Below are 21,990 nucleotides of genomic sequence, written 5' to 3' on the forward strand. Positions count from 1 at the left end.
GTCAACCTTACTTGTTGATAACCTTTTTGCCACGGTAAAAACCGTCAGCTGTCACGTTGTGACGTAGGTGAGTTTCACCTGAAGTTGCGTCTACAGAAAGTGAAGCTGTAGTTAGCGCATCGTGTGAACGACGCATGCCACGCATTGAACGTGATTTCTTGCTCTTTTGTACGGCCATTGACCCTACTCCTTTGTTTATACCTAAACACCAGTTTTTAGAGCTGTATTTGTCTTATATTCAATAATATCAAGCCAAATAACAACTTTAAAGGCCTTAGCGCTTTAAGTTTTTTAAAACATCAAATGGATTCGGCTTATCATCTTCAATTTCTTTCGGAAGTTCACCAAACACCAAATTATTTGAATTAACGCTACAATCCGCTTCATCATGCATTGCCACTTGAGGCAAACCAAGAATAAACTCGTCTTCAACTAATTGTATAAGATCGACTTCACCGTACTCGTTCAGATCTACCAAATCGTACTCTTCCGGTGCATCCACTTCACTTTTCTCACCGCGTACAGGAGTATAAGTAAACTGAACTTCACACTCATGTGTGAAAATCTCATTACAACGTTGACACTCTAAATCGACTTCCACGTTAGCTTTACCAGAGATAACGGATAGTCGTTGTTCATCTATCTCAAAGGACAATGAAACTTCTGCGTCGCGTTTTACGCCTGCGGTTGTCTCAGCTAAACGCTTAAATAAACTAGGTTGGATGATGCCATCATAATCTAGTCTTTTTTGTGCCGCTTTTGCCGGATCTACCGTGCGTGGTATTTTTACCTTTTGCATAGGGCGCGAATAATATATTTCTAATGGCTGCGAGTCAAAGAAAAAGTGAAAAAGTTATTCACTTTTCTCGTTAGGTTTCATCTGGGCGGAGAACGGTATATGTTGAGGACAACAAGCATGATGATTTATCCTTGCACCATTCTTTGCCCAAGCAGATACCAATATGAATAATCCAAGTCTTATCTTAGCGTCGACTTCATCTTACAGAAAAACTATTTTAGAAAAAATTGGCTTACCTTTTACTCAAGCTAAACCATTATGTGATGAGAGCCCACACAGTAACGAAACGCCCAAGCAACTAGTACAAAGGCTGGCGATTGAAAAAGCGCAAAGCGTGGCCAAAAATGTCGGTTCAAATCAATCTAGTCACGCTCTGATTATCGGTTCAGACCAAGTATGTGTCATTAACGGTGGTATCGTCGGTAAACCACATACGGCAGAGAACGCAATTCAACAGCTCTCAGCCGCAAGCGGAAAATGTATAACCTTTTATACCGGTTTAGCGCTTGTTAATACCTTAACAAGTGTAACTGATGTCGAGCTCGATACCTTCAATGTCTATTTTCGTACTTTAAGTCAGCAACAAATTGAAAGCTACGTATTAAAAGAATCGCCTCTCGATTGCGCTGGCAGTTTTAAAAGTGAAGGTTTAGGGATCGCCTTATTTGACCGACTTGAAGGAAAAGACCCGAACAGTTTAATCGGGCTTCCCTTAATTACACTAATTGATATGTTAGAAAAACAAGGCGTTTCAGTACTGGGAAACTAACATTGGCAAATTAAATTGAAGGGCTCAAATGTTAAGAGCACTAACCGCGCATTTTGTTTAATACCTTGTCTAATTTCGCTTCCATCGGTGCTGAAATATCCATTACCTCTTCACTACTCGGGTGAGTAAACTTTATATTAGCAGCATGCAAAAACAGTCGATTTAGGCCAAATGCCCCAGTGTACGCATCGAAACGACGGTCGCCATATCGGTCATCCCAAGCAATGGGATGACCAGTATATTCACAATGAACACGAATTTGATGAGTGCGTCCAGTTATCGGACTAGCTTGAATCAGTGTCGCCTGAGCAAACCTTTCTAACACTTTGTAGCGTGTTTCCGAGGCTTTTCCTTTGGCATTTACTCGTACAATACTGTTTACTTCATTTTTCAATAACGGTGCATTTACATTACGGCAAGTTGATTTCCATTCACCCATAACTAAAGCAAAATAATATTTTTGTACTGTTTTTTCACGAAATTGCGCTTGTAAATGACGTAAAGCAGAGCGTTTTTTCGCAACCAGCAATATCCCAGACGTATCTCGATCGATTCTATGTACCAATTCCAAAAAACGAGCATCTGGGCGCAGAGCTCTTAATGCTTCAATCGCGCCAAACTTCAACCCACTGCCACCATGTACAGCAGTTCCCGAAGGTTTATTAAGAATAAGTAAATGATCATCTTCGTAAATAATACAATCTTGCAGTTGTGAAACTTTATTTAATTTAGTATTCGGAACGTCTTTTTGCTCAACTTGCTCAATTTTAACTGGTGGCAATCGAACTATATCACCTGCTTTAAGCTTGTATTCCGCTTTGATACGTTTTTTATTTACACGAACTTCACCCTTACGAATAATTCGATAGAGCAAACTTTTAGGCACGTTTTTAAATTGATTACGCAAGAAATTATCTATACGTTGTCCAGCCATATCTTCATCAATGTCGACTAACTGAACTTTAGTTTTTATTTCATTCATAAATATTATTCTATCATTCAATGCGCTATTTTTTCAGTCTTTCTTAATCAATAAAAACTTGACCAGTAAGTAGGCAATATTTAGCCAGTTTGTTGCCATCATCAGTGCCTGTGAATAAATTGTGGGATGAATATTGGACAAAACGACAGCTGAGCATTAAATAACCATTAATATCAATTAGATAACAAATTACTAAATTGAAGTCGTTTTAATTTTTTTACCTGTTTATAACAAAGCAGATTGCTGTATTTTCGCTGCGCTGCTATAGTCCACACCTGTAATGGGTAAATTGGATGCATTTTGCATTATTAATTTTTCCAACAGCAATAAGTTAAATGAGTAGAAAAGCTTTATTATTCGATGCGGCATATGGCGTAAGACATTGAAAATAAGACTTACTTGTCGCTCTACTCATCGTTCACGATGTTGAGTATTTACCACCAAGATGTGGATCAGGCGCTATATAATTAGTTCTTGATAACTGGAGTGTCCGAGAGCATCCCTTCCAGCCGTGAGGCTGCACTTATTCAGTCATGGGATCTGACACCATCGAGATCGAAGCGAAGCGACAAATGTAATTGAAAATAAGAAATATCAACGAGAATTTAAAAAATGAAAAGAATGTTAATTAACGCAACTCAAAAAGAAGAGTTGCGTGTCGCTTTGGTCGATGGACAGCGACTTTTCGATCTAGATATCGAAAGCCCTGGTCATGAATCAAAAAAAGCCAATATTTATCGAGGTAAAATCACCCGTATTGAACCAAGTTTAGAAGCCGCCTTTGTTGACTACGGCGCAGAAAGACATGGTTTCCTCCCTCTAAAAGAAGTCGCTCGAGATTACTTCCCTAAAGGTTACACTTATCAAGGTCGTCCAAGCATTAAAGAAGTGCTGACTGAAGGACAAGAAGTTATTGTTCAAGTAGAGAAAGAAGAACGTGGCAGTAAAGGCGCAGCATTAACTACGTTTATCTCTCTTGCGGGCAGCTATCTAGTCCTTATGCCAAATAACCCAAGAGCTGGCGGTATATCACGTCGTATTGAAGGTGATGAGCGTACTCAACTAAAAGCGGCACTTAGCACCTTAGATTTACCTCAAGGCATGGGCTTAATCGTCCGTACAGCGGGTGTTGGTAAAAGTGCAGAAGAACTTGAGTGGGATTTAAATGTACTGCTAAACCATTGGAATGCGATAACAGAAGCAGCAGTTGCCACTCCTGCGCCATTCCTTATCCACCAAGAAAGTAACGTCATCGTTCGTGCAATTCGAGATTATTTACGCCGTGATATTGGTGAGATTTTGATCGATAGCGCCACTATTTACGAGCGTGCTAGACAACATATTCAGCTTATTCGTCCCGATTTTCTCAATCGAGTTAAAAAGTACGATGGAGATGTGCCGCTATTCAGTCATTACCAAATCGAAAGCCAAATTGAATCGGCGTTCCAACGAGAAGTTCGACTTCCTTCTGGCGGCTCTATCGTTATTGACCCAACAGAAGCATTAACTTCAATAGATATTAACTCTGCTCGTGCTACAAAAGGCGGAGATATCGAAGAAACGGCTCTTAATACTAATCTTGAAGCCGCTGATGAAATTGCTCGTCAATTACGTTTGCGTGACCTTGGTGGCTTAGTCGTTATCGATTTCATCGATATGACCCCAGTTCGTCACCAGCGTGAAGTAGAAAATAGAGTACGTGAAGCGGTCAGAATGGACCGTGCGCGTGTTCAAATCGGTCGTATTTCTCGCTTTGGCCTATTAGAAATGTCTCGCCAACGTTTGAGCCCATCACTAGCAGAAGCTAGCCACCATATTTGCCCGCGTTGTTCAGGCACAGGTGTGGTACGTGACAATGAATCGTTGGCACTTTCAGTTCTTCGATTGATAGAAGAAGAAGCACTTAAAGACAATACATCACAAGTGGTTGGTGTTGTTCCAGTTGCTATTGCTTCTTACTTGCTCAATGAAAAACGCCGTTCAGTAAATATTATTGAATCATCGCAAAATGTTAAAGTGATCATTGTACCTAACTCAGACATGGAAACACCTCATTTTGAGGTAGTTCGTGTTCGTGATGGCGAAGAGCATGATTTACTGTCTTACTTAGTTCCTAAGAAATTGGATGCGATGAAAGAAGCAGAAGCGAATGAACCTTCTGAAGCAGAAATCAAACCGAGAAAAATTGAAGAACCAGCATTAAAAGGTTTTGCTGCACCAGCACCACAACCTACGCCAACAGCCGTTGCACCAGTTGCCGAAGCGACTGTAGTAACAGAGCAGCAAAATAAACCGGGCGTTGTTTCTCGCTTCTTTAAAGCTATTGCTAATTTCTTATCCTCTCCTGAAGAAGAAGAGCAACAAGAAAAAGCAGAAGAGAAGAAAGAAGACAAATCACGTAATACTCATAACAACCGTAATAATCGCAACAATAATCGTCGTGATCGCAATGATAACCGTCGTCGCAATTCACGAGATTCAAATCGCGATCAAGCTGATAATCGTGAGCAAAACAAGAATCGCCGTAAGCCAAATCGCAACAACAATGCTCAAGAAAATCAAACTGACAACAAACCAAGTCAAAACAATAAAGATAACCGTAAGTCACAACAAGACAAGCGCTATAACAAACCCAACTCTAAAGTGGCACAACAAGGACAACAGATTGCAGCTGAAGCGCAAAATGAAGCACCTGCTGCTGAAGAGAAAAAAGTTCAGGTTAAACAGCGTCGTCAACGTCGTCAGTTAAAAAAACAAGTTCGAGTGAAAGACCAAGCTAAAACAGCGGAATTGGAAGCGAATGCAGCTCAACAAACGGTTGAAAGTAAGGTTGCAGAAACCAAGCCTGCCGAAACCAATAACTCCGTTGAAGCGAGTAAAGCTCATGAAGCGAATACGGTTTCTAGCACAAGTAATTCTTCAGAACAAAATCAAGTAACCGAATCGGTGAATAAAGAAGAACCAAAACGTCGTAGCCGTCGTACGCCTCGTCATCTAAGAGCCAGTGGACAACGTCGTCGTCGCGGTCGTGACCGTAGACCTAATCCGTTCCGTTTACGCAAAGGTGGTGTTGCCTCTCCAGAGATGGCAATGGGTAAAGTCATGCCAAAATATGATTTAACCAAACCAAAGCGTAAAGAAAGAACTCGCATTACGCCAGAAACTGAAAAATCAGCATTAAATGGTGGGTTCGCGTTCCCTGAAATGGCAATGGGTAAAGTTATCGTTGGCCGTGATTTCACACAAAATACAGCTGTGAAAGAGCCCGTAACAACGACAACGAATCCAGTTGAAGTAGTATCAATTGAACCTAGCGTTCAAGCTCAACCTGAAGCCGCCATTACAGATGTAGCAGTGGCAGAAGTAGCAGTGACAGAAGCTACAGTCACAGAACCTGTTGTTGCTAAAGATGTTGTTACGGAAGATGTTGTTATAGAAACACCAGCGACAGACTCAACGCCAGAAATAGCGGAAGCTGAAACAAAAGCAGAAGAAAAAGTTGACGCTCCAGTAGCTCAACCACAACAAGTGCAACAAAGCACCGATACTGCTAATGTTGAAGCGGTAGCACAGCCTGCTGCTACTGCAGTTGAGCCAGTAACAAAAGTGGCCACTAGTAAGCTAAAAGGTCACGCAACGTCTGCAATGACTAAAGCACCAGGACCTCAAGAGATCAAAGAAATTGAAGTCAAGTCTGCGCCTCTAAGAGAACAACGCTATCAACCTAAAGGAGCAGGAAGCCAAGCGGCAACCAACCAAGCTTCTGCTGGTATGTCTAAAACTGCTAATAAGTAAGCTAATTATTATAAAGCTTTGTTGCTAAAAAAGTAAAAGGTAAGCCCTCGGGCTTACCTTTTTTACGACCATTTCAATTCATCCTCACGCTATCTATGACCCTGACAAACGATAAATTAAAGTGCCTGTCCTTGTAATTTCCTGTAATTTTAAAATCAAAGTGCCTGTCCCTGTACTGTTAATGGCCAATGAAAGTGACACAATAAGGTGCCTGTCCCTGTAATTTTACACTTGGCCACCATAAAGGGTTTGATATAAACCTTGCTGGTTAAGCAGTTGTTGATGTTGACCTGATTGAATCACTTTGCCGTCTTGTAAAACATAAATAAGGTCGGCTTGTTTTACTGCAGATAAACGATGGGCAACGATTAACGTGGTTTTATTTTGTAAAAATTGATTCAGCGCTTGATGTAATGCCGCTTCCGTTGCGGTATCTAGAGCAGAAGTTGCTTCGTCAAGTATGACGAAATCTGGGTCACTTAATACCATACGAGCAATGGCTAATCGTTGCCTCTGCCCGCCAGATAGTTTAACGCCTTGACGACCTAATTCCGATTCTAATTGATTAGGTAACTGACGAGTGAAATCCTCCAATTGAGCAATATTAAGCGCATGCCATATCTGCGGCTCTGTGAAATGTTTACCTAGAGTTAGGTTTTCACGTAAAGTTGCGTTAAATATCATCGGCTGCTGAAGAACGACTGCTAACCGTTCGCGCAAGTTTTGGTAGCCAACATTTTCTACCGCATGACCATTAATTAAAATTTCGCCGCTATTTTTTTGATAAATACCTAGCAATAACTGAATCAATGTCGACTTACCTCCTCCCGATGCGCCCACTAACGCAACTCTTTTGCCTTTAGGAATCAATAGGTTTAACTGGTCAATCACTTGTTTTTCTGAGTCATAACGAAATTCGATATTTTTAAACTCAATATCAAATGACGTGTTATCTTCAAATGGCATCACGTTGGCAGGATAAACTTGCTGCTCTTCTAACTTCAATAAACTATTTAAACGTTTCATTGCCGCAGAGGCACTGAACCAAGAATACTGAATGGTTAATAAATCTTGTATTGGCGATAACATATACCAAAGATAGCCGAATATCGCGAAAATTTGGCCTACGGTTAAATCACCGAACAACACCATGATCATGGCTAGTGCACGAAATATTTCAAAACCAATAAGAAACAACAGAAAAGAGAGACGATTAGCCGCATCCGATTTCCACGCATAATTATCGGCATCTTGTCGAATACCATCCGCATCTTGCATGAGTCGCTGCAAATATTCTCTATCGCGATTGGAGGCTCTTAACTGATATAGCCCATCTAGAGTTTCAACTAATCTTTGCTGAAAACGTTCAAATGATTGGTTCTCTTTTTTCTTCAGGTCTTTAACTTTCAAGCCCATTTTATTGGATAGATAAATGATCAGCGGATTAAGCAGTAAAATAAACAGAGCCAATGTCCAATTCAGCCAAAACAGTACAATGGCAATACCAATCACGGAGAGTACACTAACGACGAATCGACTTAACGTTGACCCTATAAATCGATCGATGGTTTCAATATCCGTTACAAGATGAGAAGTCAGCGCACCACTGCCTCTCTCTTCATACTGGCGCATGGTAATTTTGCCTAACTTTTCCAGTAATAGTTTTCGCAAGGTACAGGTCAACGCTTTAGACACAAGAGTAAACTGTCTTGCTTGCAGAATATTGAGTCCTTGGCTAACTAACCGCATCAGAATAATCAGTAATAAAACCACCACAATGTAGCCGTGGGCATTGTGCAAAGAACTTGGTGTCATTCGATTCAATAATTCAAGACCAGCACCGGGCTGGTCGAGTAACACTTCGTCAACCAATAGCGGTAACATTAATGGTATGGGTACACTAATTACCGCAGCTAAAAGTGCCACCAAATTGGCCATAATCAGCTTTTTTTTGTGATGTTTGGCTTGCTGAAAAAGCCACTTTATATTGATGATTTTTATTGCGTTAGTTTTTATTGAGTCAGTTAACACGGCTTACTGTCCAAAGTTAAAAAGCCGCCTAAAGTGAATTAAGGCGGCTAATAAATTAATGATTGAAGATAAAATTAGAACTGATAATCGACAACCACTCCCCAATTTCTACCTGGTTGAGAGTTGATATCTTTATTAAAACTGCTTGTTTCAGAGCGACCAGCCATATCATCGTATAACCAGTATTTCTTATCAAACACATTGAACAAGCCAGCTGATACTGTAAGATCTTTCATCGGTTTATAATAACCAGTAAGATCGACCAACGTGTAGCCTGCAACCTCTTCATTATCATCAGACTGCCATTGGTCTTTTGCTGCTACCATCGTAATGTTTAGTGCACTACCAAATGATGCCTTATCAATACCCAAGCCAACAACACCTGTTAATGGTGCGACTGAATCTAATGACTCTCCACTATTTTTATCTTCTCCATCTAAGAAAGCCACGCTTGCTCTAGCGTAACTTCCTTGTGGCGCATCAAACAATTCATCTAAATTAACGTTTGAACTGAATTCAACTCCATATATCTCAACTTCATCTAGATTCTTTTTGGTAATGACATCTTTACCATCTTGCTCACCGGTAATTTCTTGAGTGATAAAGTCGGTGTAGTCATTGTAGAACACAGAAAATTCGAAACGAGCCGATTTATTGGCACCACGAAGTCCTAACTCATAAGCGGTGCTCTTCTCAGCTTTTAAATCTGGATTTGCTTCAATTATCGCGCCTTGATCATAAAAGTAGTATAGATCATAAACCGTTGGTGCTTTGAAACCTTGGCTTACCTGACCAAACACTGACAGTTGATCATTCAAATGGTAAACCGAACCTAATTTACCAGTAACGGCACTATCCTTATTCTCATCATATTCCGTGGTGTAAGCCGAATCAGTAGAAGGGTCTGCAGTATAAGAATCATAACGAAGACCTGCCGTCACCACTAAGCGATCTTGCATAAAGAAAGCCTGATCTTGAACAAATAGGCCCCACTGAATTATGTTCGCATCTGGAATTCCAGTGCTTCCGGATGTAACCGTACCAAAGTCATACTTATAATCGGTATTATCTAAGCTAAAATCGTTATTTAGGAATGAAGCACCATAAGTCAATTCATGGATACTATCCCCAAGTGAGACTATTTTACCTAGTTGCGTATCCAATTGAATCGAGCGGTCTGATGCATCTCGTTCACGCATACGTTCACCATTAAAGCCAGTCGTATCATAATTTTCTGATAAAGAACGTGAATCTTGATAGTTTACAGACCAGTTTAATGAATCGGCTACAAGTGCCTCAAAATACAGTTGCTGCTCAAGTCCAACACGAAGACGTTCATTGGTGTCTTCATTGTAATTGTCGGTATAGGTAAAACCGGGGAAAAGAGTATAACCGTTATAATTTAATTCATCTTCATCGTATTGCTGTTGGTAATATTCAACCGTTAACCCCAGGCGATTATTTGGGTTAATCTGATAAAATGCTTTACCCAATAAATTGGTCAACGTTTTATCTGCTGGGTTGGCCGCGCCTCTATCTGGACCTTCAACATTCGCACCTGAGCTGTGGGTTTCTGTTTCGTGGCCACTTGCGTAAGTTGCCATTAATAACGTGTCTAACTTATCTTGTCTTCTTGCCCAGTTAATGGTGGTCTTAAACTCCTCATCGACCGAAGCGTAACCACTTTTAATACCAAAACGCTGTTGATTTTCTTCTGAAGTGAAATAATCTTCAGGATTTTTGGTACGCATAAGCACTACGCCACCTAGCGCATCTGAACCATATAAAGTTGAAGATGGTCCTTTATTTACTTCTATGGATTGTAATGTATCCACTTCGATTGCGTTGGGGTACTTACGCTGTTCACTTGCACCAGGATTATAAGAGGCAGGTTGTTGCACACCATCAATCAACATTTTCACTCGGTTTTCTTCAATACCACGAATATTGATACCTGATACGCCAAATCGGCCACTTCCTTGAGCGTTTACACCCGGCGTGTACTGAAATGCTTGTTTTAAATCACCCGCTAAATTGTTTTCTAAATCTTCAGCTGAAATGGTTTCTATTGCAGATGATGCATCTTTTTTACTTTGTTCAGTACGCGTTCCTGACACCACAACTTCATCAAATGAATAGGTCTCGGCACTGACACTGGCTGATAGTGTCATCAAGCCACTTATCGCTATGGCTAACTTTGTTTTGTTGAGCATTTCTCTCTCCTTTATCCCTTTTTCAGGCGAAAAAATTCCTTAGCGAGTCCCTATACAGGTCTCACTTACTGACTTATTTTCTTTATTATGTATTTATTTGATCAAATGCTTGAATCGGTCTGAATTATTATGCGTTACTCTGCTTTGTATGACCTTTATCAAGATGAACGACATCAACTTGGTCTGCACCCGAAATATCGAACGCTTGTCCAAAACCTTTGACAAAGCGCCCGGCTTTCGGAACCAGTTGATATAAGTGAAAATCACTTAGTTTGCTCAAATTACTAACAATTTCTCCGAACTGCTGCTCGAATGTAGTGATAGTGGTTTGCCAATGTTGTGAATCACGGGCAATTAGGTTTGCCTCTGTATCAAAAGTTAAACGCTTACGCGCATAAATATTTTTTGACTGCTCTTCATCTTCAATCATCATGATAGAAACCTGAGGATTAATTTTTAGGTTTTGACCATGTTTAGCAATATCACTGATGAAGATATAATAACAATCAGAAAGATAGACAAACGGGCTATAGCTTATATGTGGTAAACCATCTTTAGTAATACTCGCTAACTGTAACGTCTTCTGCTGTTGGCGAAACTCGTTGATGTCATTACCAATACGACTTTGCAACCTAACTTGTTTACTTTCCATGGATAAACTCCTGTGACAACTGTGTAAATTGCTCTATCTGACCAGGTAAAATTTGACGTTTTTTATCTCTACCCAGATACACTTTAAATACGCACTGGCCATTATCGGCATAAAAGCCGATGAAGTGACTTTCCATACCTTTAAATGGTTTAGATACAAAGATGATATCGGTAACCAAATCAATATTTAAATGACCATGTAGCTGGCCGTCATTGCCTCCCATAAGATTGTAGAAGCCATAAGCGACTTTACCTTGGGGAAACGGGGCTTTTACTTCAAAAATAGAGCCCTGAGAATGGATAATCGTGGTTACTTTTCCCCAAGCAGGCAACTGCTGCAAAACTGCTTGGCAATCAACCCCATCAATGGCTGTTATGTACTCATTGGGTAATGCTAATGCCGCCTCACCTTCAGAAATGCTCAAGCTATTGGCTAAATCCCACACTGAAGCGTTGGGATTTTTTTCGTTTAATTGATCGACCTTTGCTTGAAGTTGTTGTAATGAATCGGATAGCTTCATTTTATTTTCTCCACACGATACCGCTTGCTTAATTTCATTTTTCTACCTGTTTCAATTCATTGATTATTTGAATTGATCGTTTATATAAACTGACGACATCTTTAACCCTACTATTACTAGTGATAATCCCTATATATCAAAGGCATGAGGATTATTGTCGGCATGATACTATCTTTTATTTTTTTAATTGTAAATGATAATTGATCTCATTCGTATTATCATTATAAGATATAGCCGTTATTGATAATCTAGATAAGTTAGCACTTGGTCACCTAAGGCTGAATAGTACACAACCAAAATTAAGACCAATCGTGGTAGGAAAAATGTGTAGCCAGAGCTCAAGAATCGAAGCTGACAAGCAGAAAAAAGGAAGAAGATTTATGAAAGGAATTCTATTTTGAACGGCAAGCGATATTTGAGTTTCGGCGCAATTTCTCTTGCCCTACATAGTCTTATTTTAGGTGCTAAAACCGTACAAAATGAGCCACACATTTCTATTGACTCTACGGTATCAAGCATCAACATTCAGTTTGTTTCGCTCCCTTCTTCTGCAGAAAAAACCGCTGTAAAACAATCAGTAAACACAACCGTTGCAATTGAGGTAAAACGGTCGTTTACCGAATCAACAGAACCATCGCTGGACGAGCCGACAGCACCTTCGTCCGTGAAGCCAGTAGAATCGTCAATAGTGAAACCAATAGAACAAGCAATAGCGAAACCAGTAGAACAAGCAATAGCGAAACCAGTAGAACAAGCAATAGCGAAACCAGTAGAACAAGCAATAGCGAAACCAGTAGAACCGTCTGTAGCCAAATCTGTGCAACAAACGACAAAAAAACCACTATCGCTAAAACAAGAAATCGCGATTAATAAGCAAGTAACCGCTAGTAATAAGCCAAATAATAGCGCGCCCAAAGTGGCAGCCGTGCCGGAAACCGATAAAAATGTGGTTGATACCAAAACTGTAAGCAAAAACGCTACGCCAAAAACTAACAGAGAAGAAGCCGTTCAATTTGTCAAAAAACCGTTTAAGCCTGCTAATCAACTGGCTGAACCTACTGATGAAACAACCGAACCTTTCGATTCCACTACTAGCCCCTCTACAACGGCCAATAACCGCGCTCACACTGCGCAAACATCAACACCTAAATTGCTTGATAAACCAACGTTTAAAGCTAAACCAACACCAGTGAGCTACCCTCGGCTAGCTAAAAGACGAGGACAACAAGGTAAGGTACTCGTTGAAGTTTGGATCGATCAAAAAGGACAACAAATTAAGCAGTTTATCGTTGATTCTTCAGGGTATTCAGCGCTAGATGAAGCCGCATTAAACGCTATTTCAAACTGGCAGTTTACTGTTTCTGTTGAACAAGGTTACAGCATCGCTCACCGGGTTCGGATACCGGTCACCTTCAAATTGGATAGATAAAATGAACCTTTTAATTACCATAAATAACCAGCTTGGGATAATGGCTTGGCCTTTAGCCATATTGTCTATTTTAACGGTCACGCTACTTCTAGAGAGAATTATTTTTCTTGGTACCAATAGCAAAATGTCCGCTAGAAAACTGATCAAAAAGATTAGATCGGTTGACATGAACGATAAAAGTGCACTCAACCAATTGATCCAAGAACAATCGGCAAAAAAAAATACGTTGTCAAAAGGAATTGCTCTGCTATTGACTCACAAAAATTTCAACAAAACCTTACGAGAACAAACTGTCAGTATTTGGCTGACTAACAAGCGCCAACAATATACGTCTGGCTTACGTCTGCTTGCGGTTATTGGTGTTATTAGCCCACTCATTGGTTTACTGGGTACGGTTCTAGGGTTAATTGAAATGTTTAAAGATCTCGCAGTCACCTCTGATGCGATTGCACCATCGGATCTCGCTGCTGGATTAGGGCTTGCTATGTCGACCACCGCCGCCGGTTTGTTCATTGCGGTTCCTGCAATTTTTGGCAGCCAAATTCTACAGCTATGGGCAGAGCGTTCTATCGAGAAAATCGAACATGCCCTGAATCATTGCAATCTTTATCTAGAAGGAATTTCGCTAGAAAAACAAGCCACTGAAGTGCTCAACCATTCTATCTCTTCTAGCGAATCTCAGGTTCACATTACTCAGCAAGACCTTGAAGGTTTAGCGTCATGATTACCAGTACATCTCAATCTAAAGCCTCGTTAAATCCGGATTTAACGCCTTTGTTGGATTTAATTTTTATCGTCTTGGTATTTTTATTATTAACCACCAATATCCCGGTTAAAACCATGAATGTGTCAATTCCACAAACCTCTGATAGTGAGGTGTTATCAAGTCCAGACAAACAGAGCCTAACAATAAACCTATTACCTGAAACCACCGAGCATCCGTCATCTTGGGCAATAAATGGTTCACCTTATGATAGCTGGGACACATTTACGATGGATCTTATCGAACAAATGAAAAATAACCCTGAGCGCATGCTCATCATTGCAGCAGACAAATCAGCGTCTGTCGACACCATGTTGAAATTGCTCGCATTTCTACAAAAAAACAATATCACCGCAACCAATATAATGATGGATAACCAACAATAATGAGACTTTTACTAATTACTTTTAGCTTTCTTTTCGTTCACTCATCCGCTCTGGCTCAAGAGCGTATTATTAGTGCTGGATCGGCGATTACTGAACTGGTTTATGCACTCGAAGCTGAAGACCAACTGGTGGCAGTAGATACCACTAGTCGTTATTTTGTACAAGGCAGTGACATTCCTCAGGTTGGCTATCATCGACAATTATCGGCGGAAGGGTTACTCGCGCTTGATCCTAGTTATCTTATTGGTTCAGAGGAGATGGGACCAGAATCAACCATAGATAATCTTAAAGCTACCCATGTCAACGTTCTCACGGTACCATCAGGAGATAGTATTGAAGATTTGTATCAAAGAATTGATATTATTGCAGATATTACTGGTACAACCGATAAGTCGGCTGGATTAAAAAAAACTGTTCAACAACAAATGGCTATATTAGATTCTCAACATTTGACCGAGCCACCTAAAGTCATGTTTATGATGCTAAGTAAAGGCCGACCTGTTACGGTAGGCGGCCAAGAGACAACTATAGATAAAATTATCACTTTATCGGGAGCCTTAAATCCGGCTCGGGACTCAGTTCGATCTTATAAGCCTTTATCAATAGAGGCGGTAATTGCATTACAACCAGATTATATACTAGTCAGTGAAAGAGCTTGGAAAAGCCTTCAAGGACACCAAGGTATAATCGATGCTTTCCCTTTATTGGCAGTCACATCTGCCAATAAACCAGGCAGGATAATATCGATACCTAGTCACGCATTAATTGGTGGATTTGGCTTAGAAAGTATTCAACTTTCTCAACAACTGCATGATAAATTTAACTCAGACAAACAATAATATTTCGAGATGACGATAGAAAATGAATAAACCAAACTCGGGACGGGTTTCTTTCCGTTTATTAATGCTACTAAGCATCTCATTGCTCTATTTGGCCATAGTATTATCAATATCTATTGGCCCAATGGATATCAGTTTCATCGATAGCATGTTTGCTCTTCTACCTGATAGCTTAAAGCCAGAAAGTACTGCGGCAGCGCATGTTAGCTTAATTATTCAACAAATCCGTTTACCTAGAACACTGCTGGCCGTTTCTGTTGGTGCAATTTTAGCTTTGTGTGGGGCTGTTATGCAGGGACTCTTTCGCAACCCATTAGCAGACCCAGGCATTATTGGCGTGTCAGCAGGTGCATCATTAGGTGCGGCAATGGCGATTGTTTTATTCGGTGGCTTAGCAGAACAATACCCTAACTTGCTGTTATTCGGCACCGTTCCACTGTTTTCATTTGTTGGTGGTAGCGTCACTACATTTGTTATTTATCGCTTAGGTACTAGCCCAAATGGCACCTCAGTTACTATGATGTTACTAGCAGGAGTTGCTATTAGCGCCTTAGCTGGATCTGGGTTAGGTTTAATGAACTATTTTGCTGATGACCAAGCATTAAGAGATTTGTCGCTTTGGACTATGGGTTCGCTTGCCGGTGCTAATTTACATAGCGTAATGATGGTACTTATTGGTTTGTTTATTTTGTTTACTCTATTTTATCGAGATGCAAATAAACTCAATGTTTTACTGCTTGGCGAACCCGAAGCAAAACATATGGGTATTAACGTGCAGTCATTAAAACGTCGACTTATATTGCTTACTGCTGCAGGTGTTGGCATCTGTGTATCGGTTTCTGGCGTGATAGGTTTTATAGGTTTAATTGTCCCTCATTTAGGTCGAATGATGGTAGGGCCTAATCACCGAATTTTGTTACCACTATCAATGATTATAGGTGCTTTATTGTTGTTAATTGCTGACATTATCGCTAGAACCGTGGTGGCGCCGTTAGATATGCCTGTTGGCATCGTGACCGCATTAATTGGCTCGCCTTTCTTTATTTGGTTATTAATTAAGCAGCGAGGGCGCCTGTAATGGAACCGACAATCTCGTTAAATAATTTTCATCTCAAATTGGGTGATAAGCTGATTCTGGATAATATCTCGTTGGATTTCCACTCGTCTGAATTAACCATATTATTGGGTCCAAATGGTACCGGTAAAAGTAGCTTATTAAAACTGATTACCAAGGAATGGCCATCAACAGGTGAGGTACGCTACTTTGGCCAAGATTCCAGTCAATGGAAACCGGCTGATTTAGCTAAGCATCTTGGCGTATTACCTCAGTCCAGTACACTGACGTTTAATTTTTCGGTACGAGAAGTAATCGAGCTTGGCGGTTTAACGCTAAAAGCGAGCCAAAAAGAAGTGGCGGATATTGCCTCTCAGTACATGAGTGAAACGGATGTATTGCATTTAGCTGATCGCCTTTACCCGAGTTTATCCGGTGGTGAAAAACAGCGAGTACATTTGGCGCGCGTACTTACCCAGCTAGCACAAAGTAAGGATAAGAAAGTATTACTGTTAGATGAACCGACCTCTGCACTGGATTTATCCCATCAGCATAAAACGTTAGCATTAGCAAAATCCTTAACACAAGAAGGCGCAAGCGTTATCACGGTTATGCACGACCTAAACCTAGCAGCGCAATACGCTGATAGAATTTTAATCTTAAATGAAGGTAAATTAGTCGCAGACGGTAATCCATGGGATACGTTAACAAAGGAAAAGATAGCAGAAGTCTATCAATGGCCGGCTAAAATAATCGCGCATCCAGAACGAGGTCATCCGGTTATATTAACCTAGCCTCGACTAAGGCCAATAATGCAGACAATATTGGCCTTAGTCTGTACCACTTATACTATTAATTTCGCAGCTCGAAATTGCATTAATTCTTGAAGTCAATCACACTATTCTGTACGATTCGCCATTCTTAATTGAATCCGATCACATTGCGCTAAAGCACCCTTTTGCTTCAAAATATTTAGCTTTATTTGCAAACGCGATTGGTTAAATTTATCTATTCGCAAATATACTGAGCTAAAATGTTTGAATTTCCAAAATTTTCTGGGCAGTCAGTTAAAAATGACATGCTCTCTGGCCTGACGGTTGCCTTAGCCCTAGTCCCTGAGGCAGTTGCTTTTGCCTTTGTTGCTGGTGTTGACCCAATGGTTGGCCTTTATGCTGCCTTTATTGTTGGTTTGATTACCTCGGTATTTGGTGGTCGTCCTGGCATGATCTCTGGTGCAACGGGCGCAATGGCCGTAGTAATGGTTAGCCTTGTGGCTACTCACGGCGTGCAATATCTATTTGCTGCGATTTTATTGGCCGGAGCATTTCAAGTCTCCGCCGGGATTTTCCGTTTAGGGAAATTTATCCGTATGGTGCCACATCCTGTAATGATAGGCTTCGTGAACGGTCTCGCAATTGTGATATTTTTGGCTCAGCTAGGCCAATTTAAAGCACCTGACATTAATGGCGTGCTTTCGTGGCTACCCGGTGACCAAATGGCGATCATGCTTGGTCTTATTTTGCTGACGATGGCGATTATTCATTTTCTACCGAAATTCACTACAGCCGTACCGTCTTCATTAGTTGCGATTGTAACGGTGACCTTAATTGTTCAATTGCTTGGACTAGATACTCGTACTGTCGTTGATTTCCTTCGTACCATGTCGGGTGATGAAGCAGCAACGCTAGCGGGTAGCTTACCAACCTTCTCTGTTCCAATGGTGCCATTTAATTTCGAAACGTTACAAATTATTCTACCATATGCGATTATTTTAGCCGCAATAGGCTTGATAGAATCACTATTAACCTTAACGGTGATTGATGAAATGACCAACACACGTGGACAAGCTAACCGCGAATGTGTCGGTCAAGGTATCGCCAACATGACATGCTCTGTTTTTGGCGCTATGGGTGGTTGTGCCATGATTGGCCAGTCTATGATCAATGTTAATTCAGGTGGTCGTGGTCGCCTTTCCGGTATCACAGCAGCCATAGCATTACTATTTTTCATCCTTTTCGCATCGGCTCTTATTGAAATGATCCCATTATCTGCACTAGTTGGTGTAATGTTCATGGTAGTTATTGGTACATTTGAATGGGCAACATTTAAATTGGCACGTCGTGTACCAAAACAAGATTTCTTTGTTATCGTTTTAGTCACAGTTGTAACAGTAATGACTGACCTAGCCATTGCTGTCGCAGTAGGCGTTATCGCTTCAGCATTAATGTTTGCTTGGCAACATGCTAAACACATTTATGCTAGCAGTCGCATTAATGCTGAAGGTTCGAAAGAATACCATATCAATGGGCCTATCTTCTTTGGTTCTGCAGCTAACTTTCTAGAATTGTTTGATGCGAAAAATGACCCTAAAGACGTTATTGTTGACTTCGCTAATTCTCGCGTAGCAGACCACTCAGCTATAGAAGCAATTGAAACCGTCGCCGAGCGTTATACTGCACAAGGTAAAACTCTTCATTTAAGACATTTAAGCCCAGACTGCCGTAATTTACTTGAAAAAGCAGGGAGCTTGATTGAAATTAACGTCAAAGAAGATCCAAGCTACAAAGTGGCAACCGACCTTCTAGCAGGTTAATCACGCACGAAAGTGAATGAAGCACCTAATTAGTATTGTAAGGGCTGAGTATCTAATAACTCAGCCCTTTTTTATTCTTGGCTTATACTAAGGTGACGTTATATATCGAATCTGTAAAATACACAGTCACCTCTATTATTTAAGGTTTTTCCCTATACCTTATTGTTTTATGATAGCAACTAAGTAGCCATCTATTGGCAGCAAGTAATATAATTACTGTGAACTAACGACAACTGAAAGGATTACCTAGAATGAGCACTAATCAAGCAAAGGATGATCGATACAAAGCTCGTCAACAAAAAGTAAAAGAGAATATCGATTCTAAGGTAAAAGCAGCTCAAACAGAAAAAGGGTTATTGCTTGTTATTACCGGGAATGGAAAAGGCAAAAGCACATCGGGTTTTGGTACCATTGCTCGCGCAGTTGGCCACGATCAACGTTGCGCAGTTGCACAATTTATTAAAGGTACTTGGGATAACGGTGAAAAAAACCTATTAGAAAAGCTTGGGGTTGAATTTCAGGTAATGGCCACAGGTTTTACTTGGAATACCCAAGACAAAGAAGCAGATACCGTTGCCGCCCAACAGGTATGGAAAGAATGCAAGCGCATGCTTAAAGATGAATCAATTGACGTTATTTTATTTGACGAACTGACCTATATGGTCACCTACGGTTATATCGACCTCGACGAAGTATTAGAGGCATTACAAGCTCGCCCAACCGAACAATCTGTCATTATTACCGGACGAGCGGCCCACCGTTCTTTGATTGAACTAGCCGACACCGTATCAGAAGTCAAAAATATTAAACACGCTTTTGAATCTGGAGTTAAAGCACGAAAAGGGGTCGACTGGTAATTCATTAGGTTTGAAATTCATTAGGTTTGATTTACTTTAACGTAGAAAGATGGTCAGGCTCGTTATGATAAATAATCACAACGAGCTGACAGGCAAAACTAATTAAACAAACCTTTGAGTAACTTATCTGTAATTTCTTTTGCATCACCACCAGAAACAGCGTCACCCAATGCTCTATTAATCTCTTTTTGTGCTTTCTCTTCTAATTCTTGTTTCGCTTCTTCAGCTTTTTTCTTCAACTCTTCTTTCTTTTCGGATTCCAGTTGCTTCCATAGTTGATCAAACTCTACTTTATATTTTGGATCGGCCCATTGGTTATAAACACGTACTGGAATGGTAATATCTTTAAGATCATCAACACCTTCACCACCTTGACCTTCTAAGCTGCCAACCAATGAGGTATTTAATAGTAAATCCATAGTCTCTTGAATATAATTGACATCCCCTTCACCGCTAATTCTCAATAATGGTGAAGAAGCGGAAAAGTCATTCGTCGTCATTACGCCTTTTGCTAAGTTCAAAGTCGCGGTTAATGCACTGAAGTCCGTTTTCTTCTCTTCTGTTACCGTTTCATCAACGCTTTGACCTTTTATTTTCGCGTAATTAACTCGAATTACTTGCGCAACATTGATCCCGTTAACTGCACCATCAGCAAAGTTAATTTTTACAACACCAGATAAATTCTGCTTAATGCCACTTTGGGTCAGGCTTTTACCTTTTACGTCTACATCGATATTCCCTGTTCCAGATAACATATCGTTATCCGCAACATCGATTAGTAATGGTAATACTTCAACACCCTTAATCTGTTTTTTAGCCCAGTAACTCGCTGGTGTATTTCTAGCATCCAGTTGAGCTGAGGCTTTAATAGACCCTTGATATAAGTTGGACGTAAATGAATTCAAATCAGCTACGCCTCGGTTTACAGTGAATTCAGTCAGAACGTCCTGCATCGTGGCGTTACTGGCTTTAAATTTATCGATAGCAATTTTACCTTTGACGTCTAGCGTCTCCAACGCACTTAAATCAGGTTCTACTTCTGCCTTATTTGAAGTACTCGCAGTTGATGAACTTGCCTCTGCGGTATCAGAAGAACTCGTCTCTTGTTGTTGGTTATTCAAACCAAGAAATTGATCTAAATCGATATTCGGACTATGCAAAGTAAAACGTATCTGAGGAATATCCATCAGCTTCACAGAGGTGTTGCCATCGAGTTGGATATCATTCAAAGTAAGTTTGTCTAGATCTAAGGAGATTAATGATTGCTCGAGGTCAAACGTAAAATCAGATTGACTGGTAACATTCATTGGAGACTGTGGCAACGCACTGCCTTCAAAGGTTGAATCGAGGTCAATAGCCTTCAATTGAACCATGCTAATCGCTTTATCAACACTGAGAGTCGTGGTTAAAGACAGATCGATATCCATATCAGCAGCGTTACCCTGAACACTCAATTTCAGTGGGTTGTCTTGATCGAAAGCAAAGGTATCTAACTCTATTTTTACGCTAGAGATATCCGTAGTAGGATCACTAAAGCTTGAGTTCACTTCGATATTACGTAACTGATAATTCGCTAAATCTTGACTTAAAGTGACTTCCGCCTCACCTTCTGCAGCAAACGTTTGTTGATTGTTTTTCCCTTTCGCGGAAAATTGGACTGTCGTCCATTGATCGAAGGCGAATTCGGAAACCGATAAACCAACATCATAAAGCTTGGTATAGCTGCCTGTCGAATCATCCTGAATTTCTAATAAAGCGTTAGTAATCTCAACACCCGCAAGATTAACCGTCCATGACTCCGTTGTTTCTGTTACATCCTGCTGCTCTGCGTCCGAGCTCGCATTGACCGTAGACTCAGACGTTGACTGAGATTCTACCTCTGTCGATTGTTGAGTTAGGGCGTCTAAATTACTAGAACCATCTTTTTTAGTTTCAAGGTAAATTTCAGCACCATCAAGCGTAACTTGGCCGATAAACAGCTCTTTATCCAATAAAGGCATTACCGATACATTCACACCAATAGCATCAATTTTTAATAAATTTTCATTTGTGAACCCTTCTGGATTTTTTAGCTCAGTTTTACCTAAACTTAACCCTAATGACGGAAAAATTTTCCAAGCGATATCTCCATCGATAACTAAATCCATTCCTGTTTGTTCTTTGGTTTGTTCGACTATTAGTGGTTTAAACTGATTTGGGTCAACAAACAGTAATAATGCAGCTACGGCAACAATAATGACAAAAACTGGAATGCCTATAATCAATAGCAACTTCTTCATTCACATTTCCCTTTACAAAAATTGAGGAG

The 21,990-nt window shown here is 40.4% G+C and carries 18 protein-coding genes; 10 read left to right on the forward strand and 8 right to left on the reverse strand.

Features of this window, described 5'->3' with window-relative positions; all coding sequences use genetic code 11:
* Nucleotides 1–7 precede the first annotated feature (7 nt).
* The gene (rpmF, locus tag R3X26_RS05980; RefSeq protein WP_153447365.1) at nucleotides 8–178 is read right to left on the reverse strand and encodes a 50S ribosomal protein L32; all 171 of its coding nucleotides are present in this window, start codon (nucleotides 176–178) and stop codon (nucleotides 8–10) included.
* A gap of 96 nt (nucleotides 179–274) precedes the next feature.
* Nucleotides 275–799, reverse strand: a complete 525-nt coding sequence (yceD, locus tag R3X26_RS05985) for a 23S rRNA accumulation protein YceD (RefSeq protein WP_317716310.1) — start codon at nucleotides 797–799, stop codon at nucleotides 275–277.
* A 163-nt stretch (nucleotides 800–962) separates the two neighbouring features.
* Here yceD and R3X26_RS05990 point away from each other — a divergent pair, with 163 nt between their 5' ends.
* On the forward strand, nucleotides 963–1,568 hold the full coding sequence (locus R3X26_RS05990) for a nucleoside triphosphate pyrophosphatase (RefSeq protein WP_317716311.1): 606 nt from the start codon (nucleotides 963–965) through the stop codon (nucleotides 1,566–1,568).
* Nucleotides 1,569–1,608: 40 nt separating this feature from the next.
* Here the strand turns inward: R3X26_RS05990 and rluC are convergent, their stop codons facing one another.
* Complete coding sequence (rluC, locus tag R3X26_RS05995; RefSeq protein WP_317716312.1) at nucleotides 1,609–2,550, reverse strand: 23S rRNA pseudouridine(955/2504/2580) synthase RluC; 942 nt, start codon at nucleotides 2,548–2,550, stop codon at nucleotides 1,609–1,611.
* 612 nt (nucleotides 2,551–3,162) lie between these two features.
* Here rluC and rne point away from each other — a divergent pair.
* Entirely contained in the window at nucleotides 3,163–6,345 is a 3,183-nt protein-coding gene (gene rne, locus R3X26_RS06000) for a ribonuclease E (RefSeq protein ID WP_317716313.1), read from the forward strand.
* A 225-nt stretch (nucleotides 6,346–6,570) separates the two neighbouring features.
* Here rne and R3X26_RS06005 read toward each other — a convergent pair whose 3' ends face one another.
* From R3X26_RS06005 to hutX, 4 genes are all read right to left on the reverse strand, one after another.
* The gene (locus tag R3X26_RS06005; RefSeq protein WP_411572400.1) at nucleotides 6,571–8,361 is read right to left on the reverse strand and encodes an ABC transporter ATP-binding protein; all 1,791 of its coding nucleotides are present in this window, start codon (nucleotides 8,359–8,361) and stop codon (nucleotides 6,571–6,573) included.
* An 89-nt stretch (nucleotides 8,362–8,450) separates the two neighbouring features.
* The gene (locus tag R3X26_RS06010; protein WP_317716314.1) at nucleotides 8,451–10,589 is read right to left on the reverse strand and encodes a TonB-dependent hemoglobin/transferrin/lactoferrin family receptor; all 2,139 of its coding nucleotides are present in this window, start codon (nucleotides 10,587–10,589) and stop codon (nucleotides 8,451–8,453) included.
* A gap of 127 nt (nucleotides 10,590–10,716) precedes the next feature.
* On the reverse strand, nucleotides 10,717–11,241 hold the full coding sequence (gene hutZ / locus R3X26_RS06015) for a heme utilization protein HutZ (protein ID WP_317716315.1): 525 nt from the start codon (nucleotides 11,239–11,241) through the stop codon (nucleotides 10,717–10,719).
* Nucleotides 11,231–11,761 carry a heme utilization cystosolic carrier protein HutX gene (gene hutX, locus R3X26_RS06020; RefSeq protein WP_317716316.1) on the reverse strand — a complete coding sequence of 177 codons (531 nt, stop codon included), beginning with the start codon at nucleotides 11,759–11,761 and terminating at the stop codon, nucleotides 11,231–11,233. The genes hutZ and hutX overlap by 11 nt, the downstream gene beginning before the upstream one ends.
* A 397-nt stretch (nucleotides 11,762–12,158) precedes the next feature.
* Between hutX and R3X26_RS06025 the strand changes: the two genes are divergently transcribed.
* The 8 genes from R3X26_RS06025 (at nucleotide 12,159) to cobO (ending at nucleotide 19,682) form a co-directional block, all read left to right on the forward strand.
* Entirely contained in the window at nucleotides 12,159–13,190 is a 1,032-nt protein-coding gene (locus R3X26_RS06025; protein WP_317716317.1) for an energy transducer TonB, read from the forward strand.
* Nucleotide 13,191: 1 nt separating this feature from the next.
* Nucleotides 13,192–13,914, forward strand: coding sequence for a MotA/TolQ/ExbB proton channel family protein (locus R3X26_RS06030; protein ID WP_317716318.1), 723 nt, complete (start codon nucleotides 13,192–13,194; stop codon nucleotides 13,912–13,914).
* Nucleotides 13,911–14,339: a biopolymer transporter ExbD gene (locus R3X26_RS06035; protein ID WP_317716319.1), complete on the forward strand. Its 429-nt coding sequence runs from the start codon at nucleotides 13,911–13,913 to the stop codon at nucleotides 14,337–14,339. Before R3X26_RS06030 ends, R3X26_RS06035 begins: the two co-directional genes overlap by 4 nt.
* A complete protein-coding gene (locus tag R3X26_RS06040) occupies nucleotides 14,339–15,178 on the forward strand; it encodes a hemin ABC transporter substrate-binding protein (RefSeq protein ID WP_317716320.1) in 840 nt (279 codons plus the stop codon). The genes R3X26_RS06035 and R3X26_RS06040 overlap by 1 nt, the downstream gene beginning before the upstream one ends.
* Before the next feature lie 22 nt (nucleotides 15,179–15,200).
* Nucleotides 15,201–16,256: an iron ABC transporter permease gene (locus tag R3X26_RS06045; RefSeq protein WP_317716321.1), complete on the forward strand. Its 1,056-nt coding sequence runs from the start codon at nucleotides 15,201–15,203 to the stop codon at nucleotides 16,254–16,256.
* Nucleotides 16,256–17,026, forward strand: a complete 771-nt coding sequence (locus R3X26_RS06050) for a heme ABC transporter ATP-binding protein (protein ID WP_317716322.1) — start codon at nucleotides 16,256–16,258, stop codon at nucleotides 17,024–17,026. Before R3X26_RS06045 ends, R3X26_RS06050 begins: the two co-directional genes overlap by 1 nt.
* A gap of 239 nt (nucleotides 17,027–17,265) precedes the next feature.
* On the forward strand, nucleotides 17,266–18,825 hold the full coding sequence (locus R3X26_RS06055; protein WP_317716323.1) for a SulP family inorganic anion transporter: 1,560 nt from the start codon (nucleotides 17,266–17,268) through the stop codon (nucleotides 18,823–18,825).
* A gap of 251 nt (nucleotides 18,826–19,076) precedes the next feature.
* Complete coding sequence (gene cobO / locus R3X26_RS06060) at nucleotides 19,077–19,682, forward strand: cob(I)yrinic acid a,c-diamide adenosyltransferase (RefSeq protein ID WP_317716324.1); 606 nt, start codon at nucleotides 19,077–19,079, stop codon at nucleotides 19,680–19,682.
* A gap of 98 nt (nucleotides 19,683–19,780) precedes the next feature.
* Here the strand turns inward: cobO and R3X26_RS06065 are convergent, their stop codons facing one another.
* The gene (locus tag R3X26_RS06065) at nucleotides 19,781–21,961 is read right to left on the reverse strand and encodes an AsmA family protein (RefSeq protein WP_317716325.1); all 2,181 of its coding nucleotides are present in this window, start codon (nucleotides 21,959–21,961) and stop codon (nucleotides 19,781–19,783) included.
* Nucleotides 21,962–21,990: the final 29 nt, after the last annotated feature.

The organism is Vibrio sp. TH_r3, assembly GCF_033101115.1.
In the GTDB taxonomy this organism is placed as follows: domain Bacteria; phylum Pseudomonadota; class Gammaproteobacteria; order Enterobacterales; family Vibrionaceae; genus Vibrio.